Below are 15955 nucleotides of genomic sequence, written 5' to 3'. Positions count from 1 at the left end.
GGGACATTTAAAATCATTGTAAAGATGATTGTATCAGTTATAATAGTTACTCACAGATATGATGAGGAATATGGACTGGACGGAGTACCTAAGAAAACATTGAGGAACAGCGAAGAGCCGTGAGTTGGTAAATACTTTAGAAGCAGGAGCACCGGAGAAATCTCTGGTGCTTTTTATTATCCAGTAGAGATAATATTACTCCACTCTACATAGCCCAGCATTCCTCTGCTAACCATACAGCTGGGATAAAGCAGCAGTTGTATGTTGACTACAAAAGGAACATTATTTAGATATCTAATATTTAGATATCTAAATAATGTCTCTAAATATATAGGATTTAAGCAGATTAATAATGATTAAAAGGAGATATCAACATGAATAGACTGGCAGGTAAAGTTGCTATTATCGCAGGCGGAGGATCAGGGATAGGAGAACGGATGGTCGACCTCTTCAGTGAGCAGGGGGCTGTAGTTATTGCTGCAGACATCAATGATCAAGCTCTAGAACGGGCTAGTAAGAAAACGAATGTGTACGGAATGAAACTGGATGTTTCTTCTGACGAGGATTGGAAGGCTCTTTCCGCAGAAGTGAACATTAAATTCGGTAAAATTGACATTCTGGTTAACAATGCAGGAATAACTTCTGAAAAAGGATATCAGGATATCGACCAAGATGACTGGCATAAACTGATGACGATTAACGGATATGGTCCGTTTGCAGGTATTAAGCATGTAGCTCCGTATATGGCTGCCCAAAAGAGTGGCTCTATTATTAATATTTCTTCTTACACCGCTCAAATCGGACAGGGATTTAATCATTATTCCGCTTCAAAAGGTGCTGTACGTGCTTTGTCGAAGGCTGCGGCAACAACGTTCGGCCGGGTTGGAGTCCGTGTAAATACGCTTTTTCCGGGCATTATCGAGACACCAATGACTGAAGCGCTCAGCACATCCAGGGAAATGCTGACCCACTTAATTCAAGCGACTCCGTTGCAGCGGCTTGGTCGACCTGATGATGTAGCTAACGCTGCCTTGTTTTTGGCTTCGGACGAGTCTTCATACATTACGGGATCGGAGCTTGTTATTGACGGTGGTTTTTCTGCCCAATAAAATTAGGATTTACTTTACTGGAAAAGGATATATGCCTGACCTTCTTTCAGTAAAGAATGACTTTTATACAAGCCCCCTATACAATATAGGGGGTTATTATTTTATTTGAGAAAGCAGGTTAAAGAGTGTTAATGAAAGAACAAAATATATTTACGTTGATTCATGCTATGGACCAAGTTACCAACAACCTATTAATTAGATGGAATAAAATGTTTAATGAGAATCTAGGAATATCACATATTCTTATTCTTTCGTATCTAAATAATTACGGGAAGTATCGCCCTTCTGATCTGGCCAGATTATTGGGGCTAACTCCTCCGACATTAACCCATCTATCTGGAAAGCTTGTGAAAAAAGGGTTGATTGTCCGAGTGGCGGATGAGGAGGACCGGCGGATTGTGTACCTGCAAATAACTGATGCTGGTGACGAAATGCTAAATAAAGCGCAGGAAGAAGGACGAAAGCTTAGAAGAAAACTGTTTGAAAACCTAACCGAAGAAGAAAGAGAGTCCTTATTGTCTGTTTATGAAAAACTAAATAAGGTAATGAGTGAGGATTGATTACAGGTAATCATAAAGAAGCCGCCATATTGGCGGCTTTTTTATTGATAATTAGAACCGCTTCGATTTTAAGAAGCAGAGACCGGACTGCGCTTATTCTTAGCGTTGGCGCGGTCGCGGCGACTCAGCAAAAATCCGACCAGAGATGCCGTGGACTGCTGGAAAATCATTCCGAGCACAACGGGCAGCGCTACCGGAGCCGGGAAGTAGGTGATGGCAAGCACGGCCCCCGCACTAATATTGCGCATGCCGCCGTTAAAGACAAGCGCCGTACGGTCTGCATTATTCCACCGCATTAGCCCTGATATGAGATAACCAATCGCATATCCAGTGGAGGCAAGGATAATGATGGAGAGGCATACTCCGACAAGCTTGAGATTAAAATCGACCAGATAAGGTGCGATAACAGATCCGTTAATCATGACGACAAGAGCCATGGCGAGCTTGGAGAACGGGCCCAGCCGAGGTCCCCACACCTGCTTAATCTTTCCTTTGGTCCATTCGTTCAACACCATGCCAACTAGTGAAGGAACGACAATCATCCAGAACAGGCTCTGCATCATCGCCCAGGTATCAAGCTGCACATTCGCTCCGATCAACAGAGACATGATGCCGGGTACGGCGAACGGGGCCAAAATTGTATCAATAAGAATGATCGCCAATGTCAGCGCTGTATTGCCTTTGTAGATACTGACCCACACAAAGCTGGAAATGCCGGTAGGGATAGCTGCACCAAGAATCAGTCCAGTAATCGTATAAGGATCATCACTGAAAGCCAGATGCCCAAGCATCATGGCGAGAAGCGGCATGGCTAGGTGAAGAATAAACAGACAGGCAATCAGCGGACCAGGATGCTTGATCACATGGATAAAATCCTTGAACCCCATACCGATACTGCCCGCGAAGGTCATGAATGCAAACAGCCAGGGAGAAAGCTCGGTATATTGGGACAACGGCGTACCGATGAGGACGCCGATTAGAATGCTGGTGGGTGTAATTAGCGGCATAGCTGCATTTAGTCTTCGATTTAACGTTAGGAGCATACAAAACTTCCTTTTTTTGAACTTAAGTATAGACCTTGCTCTTTGATCCGTAAATGATCCGTGTAGGGGGAAGATCATCTATGAATTAGCCCTTTAAATTATGTCGGTAATCCAGAGGAGAGCAGCCCATTATTTTTTTGAATAGCCTGGAGAAGTAATAAGGGTCCCTAAAACCAAGTTGTATGCTAATTTCTTTAATAGAAGCATTCGTTAAATCCAAGAGCTGACTGGCCCTCTGAATTTTCATTCTTAAATAGTAATCGACAGGAGAGTAGCCGGTTGATTGCTTGAATATCAAGTTTAAATGCTGCTTGGATACCTGAACATGACGGCTAAGCTCATCAAGTGAAACGGTAGATTCCAATTGTTCGCCCATATAACGTGTGGCCTTATCGACATGGCTCTGGTATGTGCTGTCTTCCTTGCGAGATGCAACAGATACAACAAAACTTAGCAGATAACGGATGGTTTGCGACACTTGAACTAAATGTATCATGGAGTATGATTTGTTCAGTAAAAGGTCGTAACACTGATGAAATAGCTCCAGCAGTTTGATTTCATCACTGGCGGCCATTGAAATATACATTTTAAACGGCTCAAACAACGCCATAAAATCATCCATTTGATCCCCTTGAAGATGAAACCAGTAAATTGTCCATGGATCTTCATCGTCAGCCCCATAAGTATGCGGCATGTCCCTGGGAATGTAAGCAAAGCTTCGCTCTTTCAGGACAATGGTTAGGTTATCCTCGGTTCGCACCCAGCCTTTTCCACTCGCACAGTAAATGAATATATGAGAGTCACAGCCGTGTGTTCTTTCGCGAAAATGATGGCGGGCATGGCTGAAGCAGCCTATATCCGTAATATATAAATTTTTTGTAAGCGGATTTGTTTTTAATTTATTCAGCATATAGGGTGGAAGGACATATACCTTTTTACGCTCAAATTCATCGGATTTCTTATTCATAAATTATTTATCTCCCAGCCGTAGGCGGCTCTAATGATGAAATACGTATATAGTCCATCATAAACAGTGGATTGTCAATTGTATGTAATATCGCTTACTTGTAAGCTTTTGTATAAGAGTGACTATGAGGGAGTGATGAATGGAGCATGAAGGGAACTGGACAGATTGAACAGGCTATAGAAGGGCTGCGGAAGGCTTGGGGATTAAGGAGCATTGAACCCTATGGACTGGGGCTGGGAGGGGAGTTCACATGAGTAATCTGATGAGAAATGTACCGCGTAAATTGACGATCACGATGTGGGACTTCTCTTGGTATACCATGACCCAGGAGGGGGAGCCCTACAGCGATCTGGAAGCTCGTTTTCAGGAAGCAGTCGAAAGAGGCTACAATACGATCCGAATATGCGCCATGCCCTTCATGTTGTTTACGGCGGATGGCAAACGTCCTGGCTCCTTGGAGTTTGCGAGCCTTGGGAAAGTGGGCCAGCGTACGCGCTGGTATAACTGTCGGGGCGGCGCAGTGTTGGATGGGCATGCTCATTTGCTCGAGCTGTTTAGACAGGCAAAGGCACACAACTGTTACATTATATTATCCTCTTGGGAATATCAGCAGAGTCCGACCTTCCTAGCTCATACTGAGCTTAGAGATGAATTAGCTGCGATCCCTCCTAAGGAAAGATTCATGGCCATTGCCAAATCAATGGATCAGTTGATTCGTTTTGTTACAGCAGAAGGCTATAGGGATCAGATTGTCTATACAGAGTTGCATAACGAAGTGGAATTTGGGCAGTTAAACGCTGTCGGAACGTCTGAGGGCATAGCGGAAACGAACATACCAGCGCTTGTTGAAGCAATGCAGCCTTATGTAGAAGAAGCGATTGAATATCTTCGCCAATGCCATCCAGATATGATGATGACAGCCAGCTATACGTTAAATGAAGCCTACCCCAAAGCTTACGTGGCACGCAATATGCAGGTGGCCCATTTTCATCTTTATATTAAAGGGGTGCTGAATGAGCTTATGGAAGCGGCAGGGCTTGATGATCAGCTGGCTCCGTTCCCTAATCCCTTCGTCAAATCCCTATTGAGGGAAGAAGCCCCTCCATTTGCAGAATGGATTCTGCCTCCAGAGCAGAATTGGCGGATGGAAGGCAACCCCGTTGGCATGAGGCTTATTTATTTGCACGACTGGGTAGATCCGGATCAATGGGATTTATTTATGTACGATCGGTACGGGGATCATAAAATGGCCATGTTGCAGAAGGCCGACTCCCGATTGGAAGAGATTCATGAATGGACCCGTCATTCCGGTATTCCAATTGTCATAGGAGAAGGTTATGTAGGCTATACGCCGCTGTATGCCCAATTTGAAGAAGGTCCAGTTGGTAAATATATAGCCGAATATGTATTGCGAAAAGGAATGGCACTAGGGTTCTGGGGAATGACCCTCTGCTCCAACTGTGCTCCGCATCATCCATTCTGGAATGATATAGCTTGGCAGCGCAAGTGGAACCAATTTATCCTAAATTCAGATTAGAGGTTCCTTCCTAGACAATCTATTGTCTCTGAGATAGCTGGTGTCATTCAATATGAACGATTGAGGGGAGTGAACTTTATGAGAAACTATCGAATTACGGTCCAAGATGATCATAAGCATATTGTGAAAGGTCAACTCAGACTTGGCGGCATCAATCCAAGGGGAGAACAAATCGGCTTCACCAACTATTTTATGGAGAAGGATGGAGAGCCTTTTTTCGGGATTTGTGGTGAATTCCATTATGCACGCTATGATGAACGCTATTGGGAGGACGAAATTATTAAAATAAAAATGGGTGGCGTCAATATCATTGCGACTTATGTTTTTTGGAATTTACATGAAGAAGTCGAAGGTATTTTTAATTGGAGTGCGAACAAAAACCTCCGCTATTTTATTGAGTTATGTGGCAAACATCAGCTCTATGTCATTATCCGAATCGGACCCTTCAATCATGGCGAAATCCGAAACGGCGGTATACCGGATTGGCTATTTGGCCGCCCATTTGAGGTTCGTTCTAATGATGAGGGATATTTGTTTTATACGAGAAGAATGTATAACGAAATCGGTATTCAGGTTCAAGGGTTGTTATATAAGGAGGGTGGGCCGATCATCGGCACCCAAATTGAAAACGAGCATCATCATTCCTCTGCTCAGTGGGGATTGACTGTAGGAATTAATGATATGTGGTTAAACTCTGGGAGTGACGGTAATTCGCATATGTTAAAACTTAAAGAAATAGCTCTGGAAGCGGGGATTGATACTCCAATCTATACATGCACAGGATGGGGAGGAGCGACAACGCCTGTTCCTGATATGCTGCCCTTATGGGGCGGATATGCCTACTGGCCGTGGATCTATTATGAACAGGAACGGTTGAAGGGGAAGGATGAGCATCCTGCGACACCGGAATACATTTTCCGAGACAAGCATAATAACAAGATTCCGAAAAGCTACAATTTTGAGCCCCTATACGCCCCGGAAGACTATCCGTACGCTTGCTGCGAAATGGGTGGCGGTATGGTTCAGTTTTATAAATACCGGTTTGCCTTTCCCTATCGCAGTGTTCCAGCGATGACTGTCATGAAGGTTGCAGAAGGCTGTAACCTGATCGGATACTATATGTATCATGGGGGTTCCAATCCGCGAGGTAAGGTTAACCCGTTCACAAACGATATGGCTACACCTAAAATATCCTATGATTTCAATGCCATGATTGGAGAATTCGGTCAAATAAGGGAGTCATACCGAAGAACAAAGCTACAGCATTATTTTCTTTCAACGTTTCAAAAGCAATTCTCTCTGACGAAGACTATTCTGCCAGAGGACACGTCCCCAATGGACCCTTATGATGTGGATACCTTACGATATGCGATTCGCTCCAGTGCCGGGGCGGGGTACCTGTTTCTAAATAATTTTCAGGACCATGTTGAAAATTACGACCTGTGCAATTTCAATGTAAGCATTGAGCTGCCTGAGGAAACGATTGTAATCCCTAGTCAAGGTGAACTGACATTAGGACGGGATAGCTTCGCTATTTTGCCTTTTAACCTCAATTTGGATGGAATAAAGCTCAAATATGCAACAGCCCAGCTGATAACAAGGCTAGAAGAGGATGGAGAAATATATTATTTTTTCTTTGTACCGGACGGGATGAAAGGCACGTATGCATTGGAATCAAAAGATATCATCCGTGCCACAATCGACAAAGGTTCGATAGAACAATTGGATGGGAATACGATCATTCAGGTTGCTGAAGAGGAAGAGAGTGTCATTCGCCTGGTATCTGAAAGTGGCCAAAAAGTCGCCATCTACACGATGACTGATGAACAAAGCTTGGAGTTTTGGAAGGTCAACCTGCAAGGTCGAGACAGAGTTATCCTGACAAGTGCCAATTTACTTGTATCTGGAGCAGAGATAAGACTGGAATCAACAGATCAGGAGACTGTAACACTCAGTGTATTCCCGGATTTTGACGACTCAATCACATCCATATCCGGTGGAGAGTTGCTTGCAACAACAGAAAGTGAATTATTTACAACGTATCAGTTAAGAGTTCCAAAGAAAGAAATACACTTCTCTCTGAAAAGGGTGAATCATGATAAATTCGTCCTTGATTTTGAAACAAATGCCCTTGATGGGATCAAAGAGGCTCTGCTGCGTATCAATTATACGGGAGATATCGGTTATGCATTTATTGATGGCGAACTCATTCACGATAATTTCTGCAACCATACGACCTGGGAAATAGGTTTAAAATCATTTGAACATCGGCTCATCGAGCGAGGGATGTACGTATATGTTTCTCCAATTCGAAAGGGCAGGGTTGTAAACAGCAATACAACCATGGCTGGCTGGAAAGAGACAACGGAGGAACGAATCGCGGATATTGGCACGGTCAGCATCGTACCTGTGTATGAAATTAAAATCACCATGTAAATCAGGGAGTGCAAGATCAGAAGCGCTCAGCGAATACTTTAGTACAAAGTATTAAAAATAAATAGCTCATGGTCGTTCAACCATGAGCCTTTTTATATTCTTATTGTCTTTTTAGAAGATACCGGCTTTTTTCGATGTTTCTTTGATCCCGTTCGCTCCCTCTACCACAGTGCGGCCCCAATCGGTCAGATTGCCATTAGGTCCTGTTACAAGATCAAGATAAGAAAGATTGGAGCTATTGCCGTACCAAGACCAGGCTAACCAGCCTATTCCTTTGGATTGTCCGTATCTCATGATTTCTGTCTCGTCGACGTCTGCTCCCTGGTGGTAACCGCCAAATTCACCAATAATCAGAGGGAGTCCTTGATTTAGAACGTTATCAATATTGGTTCGAACAGTTTGAACATCTTTGCCAGCAAATTCATACATATGAATGGAGAAAACGGTATTTTTCAAAGAATCAGCTGCAAACACAGATTTACCAAAGTCATTGATAGACTGAGGAAATTGTCCCCATCCAGCACAATCGACGATGAGCGTATTTTTGATGCCTGCGTTTCTCAGCTTGGGAATCGCTTGCTTATACCCATCTGCCCAACCGCCTCCATTCCAAGAGCCATACCATTCGTTCGCAATGTTCACGATAACCCGATCTTCCTTGCCGATCAGAGCATCTTTTATACTAATCCAGTAATTCACAGCCGCATCCAAAGACGCATAGTCGTCTTTACCCGTAGCGTCATGAACCTCAAGTACAGAAATCATTTTATAACTTGTGACTAGGGAGATAATATTTTTTACGGAATTTATGTCATCCTTGGTGTACTGGTTTCCGTTAGAAAGGACAATTCGGACTGTATTAGCACCTGTTTTAGCAATTGCTGGGATAGCAGTATAAAGATCGTTTTTGTACCAAGTGTGAGCATGATTGACGCCTCTCATAACGAACGGCTTGCCTGTAGAGTCATACAGCTTGGTACCGCTTACATAAAATCCTGAAGCAGCTTGCGCCTTGGAGAAGAATCCCCCCAAACCAATCATGATAAGCAGACCAGCGAGTCCAGACAATAATGCTTTTCTTAACAATGCGTTCACTTATATTCCTCCCTAAAATATATTATTCAACTTCCTGCTATATAGAGGTGGAGTAGGTATGTAAGTATGTAAATAGCAGTAAGCTAAACACAATATAAAGCGCTTTCATTTTTGAAGAAGTTATTTTTCGTTATTCTATCATTTGTGAATTTGTTATTCAATTGATTTTTTTAATTTATTTTTGTTTTTGGAGTATATCTGTATGGAATTCTTATTAAAGTGTGATTTTAAAGGTTTTATGATGGATTTTCTCTCTATTGTGATGTGTTTTCTTGATTTTTTACGTTGGTAAGTTAGCTAAAAATATTAAAATAAAACCTAACTAATTTTTATGATTGCTTTGTTAAATATAAATCAACCTAACAATATGTTTGGTTAGCTATCAGGAGTCATCTGAGGAACCGATAGTATAGCCCATGCCAAGCTTCACCCCGGTATTAAATTGTTGTATGATATTCTCGTAATACTTTTACTAGAATAGATAGGGGCAGATGATGAGAAAACCAATCATAGCAGTCGATATGGACGATACGATCTGTCATCTCGTCAAACGGGCTATATACCATAACAATAGTGAATTTCCCACTCATCCGCTTCATTATGAAGACATGTTAGATTGGAACACCGATCATCTACGTCATCCCAAAAGCACACATGATGTATTTTATGGACGACCGGGTTTGTTTGAGGAACTTGAGCTGTATGACGAGTATGTTGTAGAAGAAATGGAGAAGCTTTGCAATGCTTTTGATGTCATTATTGTGACAGCGGCAGAACCAAAAACCGTCGTGGAGAAATGGAATTGGCTTCAAAGGCATATGCCATTCATTCCGATGGAGAACTTTTTCCCATGTAAACGAAAGAATCTGATTAACTATGATCTCCTGATTGATGATGGTCCCCATAATCTAGTGCCTGCGCTGGAGGACGGGAAGAAGGTGCTTTGTATTCCTCATCCATGGAATTTGAGAGCAAGAGAGCAATATGCATTCCCGGTCATGGCATCTTGGCGAGGAGCAAAAGAACGAATCGACTCCATTTTGGGAGTTCTGAAATAAAAAAATAGATGCATTCGCAAAAACAGCTAGCTCCCTTGGAGCTGGCTATTTTGCTAGAAATAATAGGCCCCATGATAGAATAAAATGGTACAATTGATACATATTTTTCATGGGGAGGGATACATGTATGTTCATGACTATGGGGCAGATGGTGATTCATCTGACAAAGGGAATAGACATACCCAATACGACCGTAGATCTGCTTAACCCAGAGCTTAGGGATACTGAGATTCAAGGAATTGTAACCGCTTTCTGCGCATCACAATATGTAATAGAACAAGCTATTTCGCTTGGCGCGAATTTTATTATTACGCATGAAGGTATGTATTATAGCCATCACGGTATCCAGGAATGTTTACTACATGATCCTGTCTATTTGCACAAATCTCGCCTGGTCGCCGACTCAGGCGTAGGGATTTATCGTTTTCATGACACCATACACCGTTATCAGCCAGATGGAGTCATGGTTGGACTTCTTCAGGCGCTTGATTGGCATCCTTACGTTGTGAAACAGCAGCCCTCTTCCGCCATTTTGGCTATTCCGGCTATGGAAGTTAAGGAGATCGCTGAATATATGAAAGCCAAACTTCATATTCGTTATGTACGAGTAGCTGGCGAGGTATCCATGTCGTGTGAACGAGTGGGAATCTTAGTCGGATATAGGGGAGGTGGTGAACTAGCCATACCATTACTTCTACATGAAAATGTAGACCTGATCATTGCTGGTGAAGGGCCCGAATGGGAAACACCGGAATATGTGAAAGACGCTGTCTATCAAGGGCAAAATAAAGCACTTATCATGCTGGGACATGCTGAGAGTGAAGCGCCTGGTATGAAGTATCTTGCTGATACACTTTCCCTCCAATTTCCAACGCTCCCCGTCTACTTTGTTGAGGATCGCCCCGTGTTTGAAATATTGTAAGCGAGACCATACCTATGATGATCATCCCGCACTGTTGTTTATATCCGTTCATCTACTTTATGAAATGGAGGCAAGATAATGGGAAGCAGAGTGATTATGCCGTTCAGAACAGATTGGAAATTCGTAGAGGGCAACTACACAGGTGCTGAGAAGACAGATTATAAGGATGAGCATTGGCGGGACCTTCATCTCCCTCATGATTGGAGTATTGAAAAATCGTTTGATCCACATATGCCGTATGGCGGCAATCAAGCTTATTTGCCCAGGTGGTCCGTCGGGTGGTACAGAAAGCATTTTAATGTGAAGCCCTCCTCTCCAAAACAGCGCGTATACATACAATTCGATGGCATTCACAGTAATAGTGAGGTTTGGCTCAATGGGCATTTTGTGGGCAAGCGGCCCTATGGATATGTTAGCTTTCAGTATGATTTGACTCCATATATTCGGTGGGATGAGGAGAACGTAATTGCCGTCAAAGTGGACAATACGCTTCTTCCACCTGACAGATGGTATTCAGGGGCAGGTATTTATCGTAATGTCTGGCTGATTTATACGGATTATCTTCACATAACCGAATGGGGCACTTATATTACCACACCTGAAATTTCACCAGATGAAGCCAAGGTGAGTGCCAGAATCCAGGTAAGTAATCATTATGCGCATGCCGTAGAGTGTACGATTATGACTGAAATATTGGATTCACAGGGACAACTAAAAGAGAAAATTGAAAACCGAGTAACCCTTGCAGGCTTAGAATCAGAGGAAATTGAGCAGAAAACACGAGTTTTAGAGCCGGAATTATGGTCACCGGACCATCCAGTGCTCTATGAAGCCCAAACGACGATCTATTGCGACAATACTGAGGTGGATCGTTATCGTACCCCTTTTGGTATAAGAAAAGTGATCCTCGATTCTCAAAAAGGATTATTGTTGAATGGAAGCAGCTTGAAGCTGAAGGGAGTGTGCATTCACCATGATTTAGGCTGCCTGGGGGCTGCTTATCATGATACAGCAATGAAGAGAAGGCTGGAGAAGCTGAAGGAAATGGGCTGTAACTCAATCCGTTTTGCTCATAATCCTATGGCGCCCGAACTATTAGACTTATGTGATCAGATGGGTTTTTTGGTGGTTGATGAGGCTTTTGATAAATGGAAATCTCTTTCCTATGAGCATCTATATGATGAATGGTGGGAAAAGGATCTGGAGGCCATGCTTGTTAGAGACAGGAATCATCCTAGTGTTTTTATGTGGAGCGTTGGTAATGAAGTGGAGAACCAAGGTCAACCGTCCATGCTAAACATGCTGGAGCAACTCGTTGCCTTTTGCCATAAAAAAGACCCAACCCGGCCTGTTACCTGTGCGCTTGAGCCGCATAATACACCAATCAGCTTGCGTGATGGTCCGATTGAGGCCAAGGTGGAGCATACCAAGCTGCTGGCACAACGAGTGGATGTGCTAGGGCTGAACTATCAGGAGCAGTGGTATGAGCACTATAGAGCAGCCATGCCGGATACACTTATCCTTGGAACAGAGACATTCCCGTATTATCGGGGTAAAGATAACCGGGTAAAAGGTTATTTGCCCCTGAATCCCTGGTTTGATGTCGCTAATCATGATTATGTGATCGGTCAATTTGTTTGGAGTGGAATAGACTATTTGGGAGAAACAAGCCACCCCTCTAAAGGATGGTCCTCCGGACTGATCGACACATGTGGGTTCCGCAAACCTGTATCTTATCTCCAACAAAGTCTATGGTCTGATCAGCCAGTTGTGCACATAGCCGTATTTAACGATCGTATGAAATTGGAATATAATCCCACATGGACAATGCACTGGAAATCGCCGACTATGGAAGATCACTGGACATTTCCTGAATACGCAGGAAAACTGATACGGTTAGTTACCTTTACCAATTGTGAGAGCGTAGAATTGATCGTGAACGAGGAATCATACGGTGAGAGAAAGTTGACTCATTACCCTAATCATTTAATCCTATGGGAGCTTCCCTATACACTAGGCGAAATCCGAGCTATAGGCCGTAATGGGAATCAGCAAGTTTGTGAGCATGAACTGACCACCGCTGGGCTTCCTTATGCACTAAAATTGGAGGCTGATCGGGCGATTCTCCCTGCTGATGGGCATGAAATATCTCATGTGGAAGTAACCGTTATAGATCAACATGGGATTGTTGTACCCAACCAGGATGTTGATTTGATCTTTGAACTGCATGGTGATGGTCGTATCCTTGGAATAGACAATGGAGATCTCACCAGTGATGAACCCTACAAGGGGAAAGAGAGACGAACACACAGAGGAAGGTGTCTTGTGATTGTACAATCCGGGGATGTGGCTGGTGAGCTGTTGCTTCAAGCCTCAGCAGATGGGGAATTACAGGGAGAAGTCAGTCTGAAAGTGGTTTAAAGGTGAAAATGGATATTTGCCAGCTCATGCAGCTGGCTTTTTTTGCGTGAAAACTGAATGTATTTCAGAATTGACATGAAAAAAAGGAAGAATTATAATTTCATTATTAAAGGAGTTAATTGAATAGTTTAATGAATGGGGTGTTTGATAGTGAACGAACGAGAGTTCAAAGATGGGCTTTTCACCGAATACGCACGGATCGGAAAATGCTTGTCCAGCCCGAAAAGGTTGGAAATTCTTGATATTCTCATACAAGGGCCCAAATCAGTTGAAGTTGTATCTAAAATGACTTCGATGTCCGTTGCCAATGTTTCTCAGCATCTACAAACCCTATATCAGGCTAAGTTGGTTCAATCCAAAAAACAGGGAAACTTTGTGTATTATGAACTTTCTGATTCATCTGTTTTGCACTTTTTAAATTCACTGTATGACCTGTCTGAAAAGCAGTTAATTGAAGTTCAGCACATTAAGGAGCAATTTTTGGGCCAATTCTCAGATGTTGAAGGAGTCACAATGGAAGAATTGGCAATGCGGATGGAAAAAGGGGAAGTCACACTTCTTGATGTACGGCCGCGAGATGAATATGAAACTGCCCATATACCGGGAGCTGTTTCCGTTCCAATTGAAGAATTAGCGGAGCAGTTATCCTTGTTGCCAGCCGACTCGAAGATTGTGGCTTATTGCAGAGGCCCGTATTGCTTAATGGCGGTTAGAGCTATTGAATTGTTGCAAGCTCATGGTTTCGAAGCTAGACACTTGGATAAGAGTGTTCACGATTGGAACGACTTTATTCTTAACGAAGTGACAGGCTCATGAAGATTGAATGCTTGTCACTTTTTGATGAAAAACAGATAACTGTTTTGAAGGGAATCAGGGGAGGATGTTAGCCTTAATGAATTTGACGAATGCTTCGCAGAAGAAGCAAGCGCTTATCAATTCCTATGTGGAATCTTCAGATAAGCAAAGAAAACTGTATCGTCGTACGCTTATCACCGTTATTTTCTCTCAAATTTTTGGAGGCGCCGGACTGGCTGCCGGAGTAACCGTGGGTGCGTTATTGGCGCAAGATATGCTGGGTACGGATAAGTTCACGGGGATTCCTACAGCACTATTTACACTTGGATCAGCTGTTGCAGCGCTCCTCGTTGGTCGGTTTTCCCAAAGATTTGGCCGACGGATGGGATTGGGACTCGGTTTTATTGCAGGGGGAGTTGGGGCGATCGGTGTCGTTGTTGCAGCTCTTATGAATAGTATTACCCTGCTTTTGGTCTCCCTTCTTATTTATGGATCGGGAACGGCTACAAACCTGCAGGCTCGTTATGCCGGTACAGATCTCGCGAATTCAAAGCAGAGAGCAACAGCTGCGAGTATGGCTATGGTCTTTACAACGATCGGAGCGGTAGCCGGTCCCAACTTAGTTAACGTTACGGGAGAGTTTGCATTATCCATTGGAGTTCCCAGTTTAGCTGGACCTTTTCTTTTAGCGGCTGTAGCCTATATACTAGCAGGCATAATATTATTGCTACTTCTTCATCCAGATCCTTTATTGGTAGCCAAAGCGGTTGCGAATCAGGCGGCACAAGGAAGCCAGTCGTCTTCTGATCTTGAAGCTACTCGTGATGGCAAAAAAGGAATTACTCTTGGAGCTTTAATTATGATAATAACTCAAATTGTCATGGTTGCCATTATGACGATGACTCCCGTACATATGAAGCACCATGGACATGGACTTGGCGAAGTAGGATTAGTCATCGGTTTTCATATTGGCGCTATGTATCTTCCGTCTCTGATTACAGGTATTCTTGTCGATAAGATTGGTCGTATAGCGATGGCGCTGGCTTCGGCTGTAACGTTACTTCTCGCTGGGGTAGTAGCTGCGTTGGCTCCCACTGATTCCATGGTTATGCTTATTGTGGCGCTTTCTCTTTTAGGGATAGGGTGGAATTTTGGACTGATTAGCGGAACCGCTTTAATCGTAGATTCGACGACAACATCTAATCAAGCTAAGGTACAGGGATCCGTGGACGTACTTATTGCTTTGGCAGGAGCCTCGGGAGGAGCACTGTCCGGGATGATTGTAGCAAATTCAAGCTATTCCATACTTTCTTATGCGGGAGGAATTCTGGCGCTGGCGTTACTTCCTATTATGTTATGGATGCGTCCAAAGAGAGCATAGACTAGAAAAAAACGACCATATGGTCGTTTTTTTGTGTGTTTATCTAACTGTCAGGGGGAAGGAGCTTGCATGAAACCGAATAGAGGAGTCCTAATTTCATAATTTGCACCGGTCCTTATCCTGAAACTAAACGATTTCATCGCTCTTAGCATCAACCAAAACTAGGTCGGGTCTGGCGATCTATCTTGATGCCCAAAAACACAATATGTATAAACCGAAATGCTATCTTTATATATAATTAATTGTATAATTTACCTGTGGTAATTAGCAAAGCTAAATGGTATATTATTTGAGCTGACAACAAAACAGCCGTTTCGAAAGAGAAACCACAAGGTGAAATGATCTTCAGAAAAAAATAACCCTTGCATTTTTGAAATGAACATGATATGATCTTATAGCTGCTGAAAAACGCAGTGAAAAAGAATTTGATCTTTGAAAACTGAACAACGAGTGAGTAAATTGATTTTGTTCGCAAAATCAACAATGAGATAGTTTATCTCGTCAGTTTCAAAATGAGCTAATCGCTCTTTCTATAAACCAACTTCGATTGGTCTTTAATGGAGAGTTTGATCCTGGCTCAGGACGAACGCTGGCGGCGTGCCTAATACATGCAAGTCGAGCGGGGTTATTT

The 15955-nt window shown here is 43.1% G+C and carries 12 protein-coding genes and 1 rRNA gene; 10 read left to right on the top strand and 3 right to left on the bottom strand.

Annotated features, from left to right (window positions below; genetic code table 11):
• Window positions 1-374: 374 nt before the first annotated feature.
• Both OIU26_RS21760 and OIU26_RS21755 read left to right on the top strand, forming a co-directional pair.
• Window positions 375-1109 (top strand): SDR family oxidoreductase, encoded by a 735-nt coding sequence (locus tag OIU26_RS21760; protein ID WP_264217993.1) that lies wholly within the window; start codon window positions 375-377, stop codon window positions 1107-1109.
• A gap of 131 nt (window positions 1110-1240) precedes the next feature.
• Window positions 1241-1669, top strand: coding sequence for a MarR family winged helix-turn-helix transcriptional regulator (locus OIU26_RS21755; RefSeq protein ID WP_165084278.1), 429 nt, complete (start codon window positions 1241-1243; stop codon window positions 1667-1669).
• Between the two features lie 68 nt (window positions 1670-1737).
• On the opposite strand, the gene OIU26_RS21750 is transcribed toward OIU26_RS21755, so the two are convergent.
• Entirely contained in the window at window positions 1738-2712 is a 975-nt protein-coding gene (locus OIU26_RS21750) for a bile acid:sodium symporter family protein (protein ID WP_264217992.1), read from the bottom strand.
• An 85-nt stretch (window positions 2713-2797) separates the two neighbouring features.
• Entirely contained in the window at window positions 2798-3679 is an 882-nt protein-coding gene (locus OIU26_RS21745; RefSeq protein ID WP_264217991.1) for an AraC family transcriptional regulator, read from the bottom strand.
• 250 nt (window positions 3680-3929) lie between these two features.
• On the opposite strand from OIU26_RS21745, the gene OIU26_RS21740 reads away from it, so the two are divergent.
• Both OIU26_RS21740 and OIU26_RS21735 read left to right on the top strand, forming a co-directional pair.
• A complete protein-coding gene (locus OIU26_RS21740; RefSeq protein ID WP_264217990.1) occupies window positions 3930-5216 on the top strand; it encodes a cellulase-like family protein in 1287 nt (428 codons plus the stop codon).
• A 78-nt stretch (window positions 5217-5294) separates the two neighbouring features.
• On the top strand, window positions 5295-7652 hold the full coding sequence (locus tag OIU26_RS21735; RefSeq protein ID WP_264217989.1) for a beta-galactosidase: 2358 nt from the start codon (window positions 5295-5297) through the stop codon (window positions 7650-7652).
• Window positions 7653-7763: 111 nt separating this feature from the next.
• Here the strand turns inward: OIU26_RS21735 and OIU26_RS21730 are convergent, their stop codons facing one another.
• Entirely contained in the window at window positions 7764-8747 is a 984-nt protein-coding gene (locus OIU26_RS21730) for a glycoside hydrolase family 5 protein (protein ID WP_264217988.1), read from the bottom strand.
• A gap of 494 nt (window positions 8748-9241) precedes the next feature.
• On the opposite strand from OIU26_RS21730, the gene OIU26_RS21725 reads away from it, so the two are divergent.
• The 6 genes from OIU26_RS21725 to OIU26_RS21700 form a co-directional block, all read left to right on the top strand.
• Complete coding sequence (locus tag OIU26_RS21725) at window positions 9242-9805, top strand: 5' nucleotidase, NT5C type (protein ID WP_025675578.1); 564 nt, start codon at window positions 9242-9244, stop codon at window positions 9803-9805.
• A gap of 127 nt (window positions 9806-9932) precedes the next feature.
• Window positions 9933-10727, top strand: a complete 795-nt coding sequence (locus tag OIU26_RS21720; protein WP_264217987.1) for a Nif3-like dinuclear metal center hexameric protein — start codon at window positions 9933-9935, stop codon at window positions 10725-10727.
• Between the two features lie 78 nt (window positions 10728-10805).
• Window positions 10806-13148 carry a glycoside hydrolase family 2 TIM barrel-domain containing protein gene (locus OIU26_RS21715; protein WP_264217986.1) on the top strand — a complete coding sequence of 781 codons (2343 nt, stop codon included), beginning with the start codon at window positions 10806-10808 and terminating at the stop codon, window positions 13146-13148.
• A 150-nt stretch (window positions 13149-13298) separates the two neighbouring features.
• Window positions 13299-13964: a metalloregulator ArsR/SmtB family transcription factor gene (locus OIU26_RS21710; RefSeq protein WP_264217985.1), complete on the top strand. Its 666-nt coding sequence runs from the start codon at window positions 13299-13301 to the stop codon at window positions 13962-13964.
• Window positions 13965-14040: 76 nt separating this feature from the next.
• Window positions 14041-15324 carry an MFS transporter gene (locus OIU26_RS21705; protein WP_264217984.1) on the top strand — a complete coding sequence of 428 codons (1284 nt, stop codon included), beginning with the start codon at window positions 14041-14043 and terminating at the stop codon, window positions 15322-15324.
• A 554-nt stretch (window positions 15325-15878) separates the two neighbouring features.
• Window positions 15879-15955 (top strand): 16S ribosomal RNA (locus OIU26_RS21700); the annotation flags it as partial.

Source organism: Paenibacillus sp. BT-177, assembly GCF_025846815.2.
GTDB lineage: Bacteria > Bacillota > Bacilli > Paenibacillales > Paenibacillaceae > Paenibacillus > Paenibacillus polymyxa_C.
This window is presented reverse-complemented; position numbering and strand designations above follow the sequence as displayed.

What these genes read in the sequence shown, in the direction of transcription:
- OIU26_RS21760 (WP_264217993.1), top strand. Translation starts at nt 375, where the DNA reads ATGAATAGACTGGCAGGTAAAGTTGCTATTATCGCAGGCGGAGGATCA.
- OIU26_RS21755 (WP_165084278.1), top strand. Translation starts at nt 1,241, where the DNA reads ATGAAAGAACAAAATATATTTACGTTGATTCATGCTATGGACCAAGTT.
- OIU26_RS21750 (WP_264217992.1), bottom strand. Translation starts at nt 2,712, where the DNA reads ATGCTCCTAACGTTAAATCGAAGACTAAATGCAGCTATGCCGCTAATT.
- OIU26_RS21745 (WP_264217991.1), bottom strand. Translation starts at nt 3,679, where the DNA reads ATGAATAAGAAATCCGATGAATTTGAGCGTAAAAAGGTATATGTCCTT.
- OIU26_RS21740 (WP_264217990.1), top strand. Translation starts at nt 3,930, where the DNA reads ATGAGTAATCTGATGAGAAATGTACCGCGTAAATTGACGATCACGATG.
- OIU26_RS21735 (WP_264217989.1), top strand. Translation starts at nt 5,295, where the DNA reads ATGAGAAACTATCGAATTACGGTCCAAGATGATCATAAGCATATTGTG.
- OIU26_RS21725 (WP_025675578.1), top strand. Translation starts at nt 9,242, where the DNA reads ATGAGAAAACCAATCATAGCAGTCGATATGGACGATACGATCTGTCAT.
- OIU26_RS21720 (WP_264217987.1), top strand. Translation starts at nt 9,933, where the DNA reads ATGTTCATGACTATGGGGCAGATGGTGATTCATCTGACAAAGGGAATA.
- OIU26_RS21715 (WP_264217986.1), top strand. Translation starts at nt 10,806, where the DNA reads ATGGGAAGCAGAGTGATTATGCCGTTCAGAACAGATTGGAAATTCGTA.
- OIU26_RS21705 (WP_264217984.1), top strand. Translation starts at nt 14,041, where the DNA reads ATGAATTTGACGAATGCTTCGCAGAAGAAGCAAGCGCTTATCAATTCC.